This is a genomic window from Vibrio sp. 10N.247.310.17, assembly GCF_041466605.1.
GTDB classification, from domain to species: domain Bacteria; phylum Pseudomonadota; class Gammaproteobacteria; order Enterobacterales; family Vibrionaceae; genus Vibrio; species Vibrio tasmaniensis_A.
Genome location: NZ_JBFSTC010000031.1, coordinates 44,605 through 51,090, shown reverse-complemented (window position 1 = coordinate 51,090; position 6,486 = coordinate 44,605). Strand labels below are relative to the sequence as shown.

Below are 6,486 nucleotides of genomic sequence, written 5' to 3'. Positions count from 1 at the left end.
ACAACGGTATGCTAAGAACAAAAATGCCGTTCACTCTTAAGTGAACGGCATTACTCCAGATTGCCGCTTTTTTAATTGTGACGTTCCCACCACGAGTCTGATAGATATCAATAGAGACGAGAATCACTGTTAGCAGGAAAAAACCCGCATAAGTCGTCATGATTGGCGATGAAAAAAAGGATTCACTATTTGTAGATAATAGAGATTGAGTTGAGTTCATTATTCCTCCGGGCGGAAGAACTTTACAAAGACCTTCCGCAAACAAAACATATCAAGTTCCACGACGGATCTTGATTGTGATTGCGTTGGTCTCGTTGAAGTGAAATATGGGATTTCACCTTTACATACCGGATAGGCTCTTAGCCTAACGAGATGACGACATGTAAACTTGCGCTAACTACTCCCCAAACGCGTGGATAATATTCCCCTATTTGTGTTTCGTCTATTAAAATTTGCACTAGAAATACAAAAAAGGAGCAAATGCTCCTTTCTTATTGATGCCACCCTGTCAAATAGACACTCGAATTGATTCTAAGAATAAATCCGCTAACCAAATTCACGATGGCACTGCATAGTTACACTGCAAAACGATCAAGTAATAATTCTGCGCAAATTACAATCTTGCGTAAATTACAATCCTGCAGTCGGTATCAAATACACTAACGCAGACCAAACCGATACCCAACCAACCACCGCTACTGCATCTAACCAATCTTTCTTATCCATGCTTATCTCCACAAGAAGTGTGACCTGCAGGAATAAAGCATAAACAGTGCCAAATTTATAAACAGCTAGAACTAATAATGTTAAGTGCAAGCATTGGCGCTGATTATCTAAAACACTCCATGCAATTCAGCGGTTCATTGTGTTTAAGAGATTCTGGGTATTCTTGTAGAAACTCGATAAAACAGTCTGCCATAGAATCGGTCGTCACCACGCCATCACCTATCATATCTAAGACGGCGTTATAGCCCTCTTTTCCTTTCATGGTGTAGGCTGACGACGCGCCTCGGTAAATACGTTCACGCACAACAGCTTGCCAACCCGATACTTCAGAGTGAATTTCTAAATGGTGAATCCTATGTCCTAAGGGTGCTTCTTTGTGATAACAAAATCTCAAGTTATGAGTATAAGGAAAGCTGCCAGAACCCGTACCGACCACACCATTATCAATCGCGTTATTGATTGCACCTTCAAGCATGCCAGCAATCGTTTCACCTTTTACTTCATACACACCAATGGGTACGGCAAACGGTAGTAGTTTTCCGGCAATATCGGCAACAGAAACATCGCCGCTATTCAGTGAATTTCTAACACCACCTGCGTTGTGAATGGCAAAGTCAACCTGATGCCCTTTCTTGTTCATTAGATGGTGAAATGATTGAGCAACCAAGGGCGCGAGTTGACTCGGGCCTTTATCATCTGGAATACGTACATGGCGAAGTTTGGTATCTGCATGAGCAATCACTTGTTGCTGAAGCTTTCGAACTCGCGGCTGGTATTTATCCGTAAGAATGCTCTGCAGCTCAGGATCTTTCTTACACACTGCGATATTGGGGTGATTATTCAAAAACTCACACGCCATGTCATGAGCGTCGTCTTGCCCGACTTCACTTAGCTTTGCATCTATAAAGAGTCGACGGCCTAATAACAGTTCGTTCTTACCGTTAAAGTGAGCCACTTTGCCTTCAGCATCGAACTCGATTTCGCAGTGTCCTAGGCTCATGGCGTGGAAACCCGCTTGCACAACATAGGTGTCACCGACTTTCACACCGTAGTCATCGTCTTTGACTAAGCCGATATCAGAGAAGTCGCCCTGCAAGCGGTGGCTGTGCCCTCCCACAATGACACCAATACCTGTTACGTTGGCTGCTAACTCTAAATCCGCTTCGTAACCAAGATGACTAAGTAACACAATCTTGTTGATACCAGCTTTATGAATCTGCTCAATGGTCGCTTTTGCGGTTTCTAAAGCATTTTCAAATGGTGTATCGATATCTGGATTAGCAATGCCTGCCATCTTATCGATGCTTAAGCCGAATATTGCAACCTTCTCGCCATCAAACTCTTTCGTTATAAAAGAAGCACTTCGCGTTTCAGTCAGATAAGGCTTAACAATTTCGTTGTCCGCTAAGGTATGAGTTTTATTGATATCCTCATTCGATAGGTTCCAGTTACCGGACAACAGTGGGAATTTGATTCTTTTAGCGAAAATCGCAACGGGCTCATTACCCATGTCTAGCTCGTGATTGCCGAGCGTCATGGCATCTATATTAAGGGCGTTCAACAAATCGGCGTTGGCTTTTCCCTTGAATAAAGAAAAGTACAAAGTGCCCTGGAAGCAGTCACCAGCATGCAGGAACAGGGTTCCAACCTTCTGACGCTGGGCATCTTGTTCTATTTGTTTGAAGCGTGTTGAAATTCGAGCAAAGCCACCAGTACTGACATAAGGTTCAATGATGTGGTTGTTCATTTTAAGTGATAGCTGTAACGAGGTTGGTTCAAAGTATGAGTGGGTGTCGTTGATGTGTGCCAACACTATTTTTGTCGGCTTATTCTTTTTAGTCATATTTTCTTCTCTCTTTGTCCCTTCATACTAGGTCGAGAATCATGACAGAATCGTGAATTTTATGAAACTGCACTGCAAAAAAATACTCGAGATAGATCGAAAATCTCATTTTGCACCGTATAAATAAACAACGGGTTTTGTGACAGGTGAGCATACCAGATTTGTGTTTTTCGATTATGATTAAAGATATCTGTTAGCTTTCAAACAATTAGCAGAGCCTTCCGTTAGGAGTAAGCCTATGCAACTAGAAAGAATCGAGATTTCTGGCTTTCGAGGTATTAAGCGCATGTCTCTTGCGTTTGATGAGCTAACCACGCTTATTGGTGAAAATACTTGGGGTAAGTCTTCATTATTGGATGCCCTTTCCGTCGTTCTCCCTTCAGACGGAGTTCCATATCACTTCGAAATGACCGATTTCCATGTCGATTACTCAGTTTCACATCCACAGTCTCAACACCTTCAAATTGTTCTCGCATTAAAAGCCAACGATAAAAGTGAGCTAAATGCAGGACGTTATCGCAAACTCAAACCGGTTTGGGTTCAAGACGAGTTTGGTGTTTTTCGTATCTATTATCGAATCAGTGCCACGTTAGAACAATATGAAACCACAACACACTATGCATTTTTGGGGTTGGACGGAAACCCTCTCAAGCTTCATCACTCAGAAAAGCTCGCTCAAGAATTAATGACGTTACACCCTGTAATTCGTTTGAGAGACGCAAGGCACTTCGATCGCCCTTTCAACGGCAATTCACTTAACCACAATGCTCATCTACCGGGTAATGTTCACACTAACACCGTTCATGCTAGTAACGGGCACGCTAATAATGTGAGTGGAAATGGTAACGGCCAGAGTCAAACAACCAATGGTAATGGCAGCAATGGAAACGGAAATGGGCGTCAGGCAAGGATAGAAAAACGCATCGACAACACCTGCCGTCGCCTTATGGCGATACCCGGACATGTTAATAAAGGTGAAATGCGCAGTAGTCTTGAGTCAATGCAAAGCTTAATAGAACACTACTTCTCATTTAAGAGTGTCTCACGTAAGAATCCGAGAAAACCGCGTGACGGGCTACTGTACTCAGCTGGAGCGAACGACAAGAGCATTCATCAATTGGTCGAGGAGACCAAGAATAAACAAACTCGGCTGTTATTCATGGGGTTACTTAACGCTTATCTACAGGCCAAAGGGCCGACAGACTTAAGACGATGTGCGCGCCCTCTTTTGATCCTTGAAGATCCAGAGGGTCGACTGCACCCAACGCACCTAGCAAGGGCTTGGAGCTTGATGCAGAAGTTACCCATGCAAAAAATCCTTACCACCAACAGTGGCGATCTACTTGCTGCTGTACCACTTCAATCGATTCGTCGTTTGGTACGTCAGTCAGATAAAACCATAGCCAACCAGCTCAATGTGAACCACTTCAGCAAAGATGAACTTCGTCGAATTGGTTTTCATATTCGTTTTCACCGGTCCGGCGCTCTGTATGCTCGCTGTTGGTTGTTGGTAGAAGGTGAAACCGAAGTCTGGTTGTTTAACGAGTTAGCCAACCAATGTGGGTATAACCTTGCTGCGGAAGGCGTTCAAATTATTGAGTTCGCGCAGTCTGGTCTTAAAGCGCTCATTAAAGTAGCGCAAGAGTTTGGCATCGATTGGCACGTGGTGACTGACGGAGACGCTGCTGGTAAGAAGTATGCGGCGACTGTGCTATCTAAACTTGGTAATGATCAAGAACGACATCGCCTCACAGAACTGCCTGATAGAGACATCGAGCACTACTTGTACATGAATGGGTTTGAGAACTTTTTCAGAGACATGGTTAAGATTCCTTATGATCACCCTATTCCAGCGAAAAAAGTTGTGGCTAAAGTTCTCAAGAAACACGCAAAACCAGACCTGGCTTTAGCGATCGTGTCTCATTGTGAGAATCAAGGACAAGACTGTATTCCATTGTTGTTGAGATGGACTTTGAAACGCGTGATCACCATGGCAAACGGAAATACCTAGCTTCTTGCTTATCTGATAAGTGCTATTAGTTCTTCTGTTGATAATTTCTTGAATTGATTAAGAAACCAAAACCAGAACCAAAAAAGGCACACCAAGTGGTGTGCCTGTATAAATCGATATACAAATTAATTGGGGGTTATCTTGCAAGAGTTCACAGTGACTAAACTAAGGTTAGGTTAACGAATTAAGGCTAGGTTAACGAATTAAGCCTTGGCTTGCTTAGCGTGTTGTTCAACCGCTTCCGAAGATTGAGTCGATTTTTCGTGAAGCCAAAGCCCCGTTGCTTTCATCAAGTATCCAAAGACACCACCAAGCAGTAAAGATGGCACGACAAGTTGCCAATCGCCGCCGGCTGCAAACGTCGCGCAGCAACCAATGAAGGTTCCTGGGATATAACCTAGCCACGCTTGTTTGGCTTGAATACACATAAAGAAAGCGACAACAGCGGTAATCATATAGCCTAATATCTCTAACCCTGCGAAGGTTGAGCTTTCGATAATCACCATTGCCCAGAATACACCTGTCATGTTGGTCAGTAAGCTGCCTGCTAGTCCTTTAACACCGCCCGTTGGCGAAGCAAAATAACTGGTGCAACCTAAGAAACCGGCCCATGACAGCAAGCCGAAAGAGATAGCTATCCATCCCCATAGACCTGACAAAATACCTGTTGTTAATGAAATCGCGACTAATGTACTCATACTATTTCTAAAGCCTAATTACGAAATTCATCGCACCGGATTTAGCCTCACTTAAAATCAAGTAAGCATATTATGGGAAGAACGCCTTCTTTTAGCCGATCATGATCACATTAATAATGTACGCGAATGTGCATTTATCACCAGGTAGAGACCGGTATCGCTTATTCAACATATTAGGTTATCAGAATATTATCAAATTACCGTTATAGAACTGACGGTTTGCCTTTCATCATGCGCTTGCCTTCTCGCTTAATACATTCAGCAAGTGGGTTTTCTGCCATATCCGCACGCCAAATAAACGAAAGCGTACGTTCCATTTCAAGCTCAGGAACATTCAAAGTAACGAGCTGGCCAGATTCAACAAACTGCTCGACATCGAGATAAGGTAAACACGTTAAATATGGGCCGTTTGCTACCAAACTTCTTAAAACAGGAACGTGTTCATATTCTCGCCAAACATCAAGATCACCAATTAAATGATGAATAGAGCTATCAAAAACTTTGCGAGTACCTGAACCATGTTCACGCAATACCCACTTCGCTTGTTCTAGTTGCGCCAAACTGACACGTTCACGCTTTGCAAATGGGTGATGAGCCGATGCAACCACCGTTAAATGGTCGGTACACCACACTTCTTGATGAACTCGGTTATCGTCGCAGCGACCTTCGATAACGCCAAGGTCATATTGGTAATCTAATACGCCATCTATAACCGCATCGGTACTTTGTACACCAAGCGAGATTCGCATCTCAGGAAAGTCGTTATCAATAATACTGATGAGGTCTGGAACCAGGTGTTCTGCCGGGGTTTGGCTCGCACCGAGTTTGAGCTCTCCACTCAATAAATGCTGCTCGTAAAACCCCATTTCAATTTGCTGTGCATCTTGCAGTAAACGCTTCGCTTTTGGCCTAAGCCACATGCCCCAATGAGTGAGCGCCATTTGCTTGCCCTGCCTTTCAAACAAAGGCCTGCCGAGCATTTTTTCCAACTGTGCAAGAGACATACTTGTCGCCGACTGAGTCAATGCAAGCCTATCAGCTGCCTGACTTACGCTTCCCGAATCTGCTACCGCGTCAAAGACGGCGAGTTGCTTTAATGAATAACGCAAAATCTATCCTTAATTCTTTTAATAACTTATGTCCTGCTGCTCGTTTTTTGTTAAGCCGATGAGCAATCAATTTCATTCTACGCCTAACCAAATCTATAT

General features: G+C 43.5%; 4 protein-coding genes and 1 pseudogene. 1 reads left to right on the top strand and 4 read right to left on the bottom strand.

Going from position 1 to position 6,486, the window contains the following annotated elements:
- Together AB6D80_RS11095 and AB6D80_RS11090 are read right to left on the bottom strand one after the other, a co-directional pair.
- Window positions 1–220 (bottom strand): annotated as a pseudogene (locus AB6D80_RS11095) (hypothetical protein); the annotation flags it as partial.
- A gap of 609 nt (window positions 221–829) precedes the next feature.
- Window positions 830–2,569, bottom strand: coding sequence for a bifunctional UDP-sugar hydrolase/5'-nucleotidase (locus AB6D80_RS11090; RefSeq protein ID WP_372188514.1), 1,740 nt, complete (start codon window positions 2,567–2,569; stop codon window positions 830–832).
- Between the two features lie 238 nt (window positions 2,570–2,807).
- Between AB6D80_RS11090 and AB6D80_RS11085 the strand changes: the two genes are divergently transcribed.
- On the top strand, window positions 2,808–4,580 hold the full coding sequence (locus tag AB6D80_RS11085) for a DUF2813 domain-containing protein (protein WP_372188513.1): 1,773 nt from the start codon (window positions 2,808–2,810) through the stop codon (window positions 4,578–4,580).
- A 203-nt stretch (window positions 4,581–4,783) separates the two neighbouring features.
- Here AB6D80_RS11085 and AB6D80_RS11080 read toward each other — a convergent pair whose 3' ends face one another.
- On the bottom strand, window positions 4,784–5,278 hold the full coding sequence (locus tag AB6D80_RS11080; RefSeq protein ID WP_012600670.1) for a DUF1097 domain-containing protein: 495 nt from the start codon (window positions 5,276–5,278) through the stop codon (window positions 4,784–4,786).
- A 203-nt stretch (window positions 5,279–5,481) separates the two neighbouring features.
- Window positions 5,482–6,387, bottom strand: coding sequence for a LysR substrate-binding domain-containing protein (locus AB6D80_RS11075; protein ID WP_009845304.1), 906 nt, complete (start codon window positions 6,385–6,387; stop codon window positions 5,482–5,484).
- Window positions 6,388–6,486 lie beyond the last annotated feature (99 nt).

Excerpts from the sequence above, each read along its gene's own strand:
- AB6D80_RS11090 (WP_372188514.1), bottom strand. The coding sequence starts at position 2,569 with ATGACTAAAAAGAATAAGCCGACAAAAATAGTGTTGGCACACATCAAC.
- AB6D80_RS11080 (WP_012600670.1), bottom strand. The coding sequence starts at position 5,278 with ATGAGTACATTAGTCGCGATTTCATTAACAACAGGTATTTTGTCAGGT.
- AB6D80_RS11085 (WP_372188513.1), top strand. The coding sequence starts at position 2,808 with ATGCAACTAGAAAGAATCGAGATTTCTGGCTTTCGAGGTATTAAGCGC.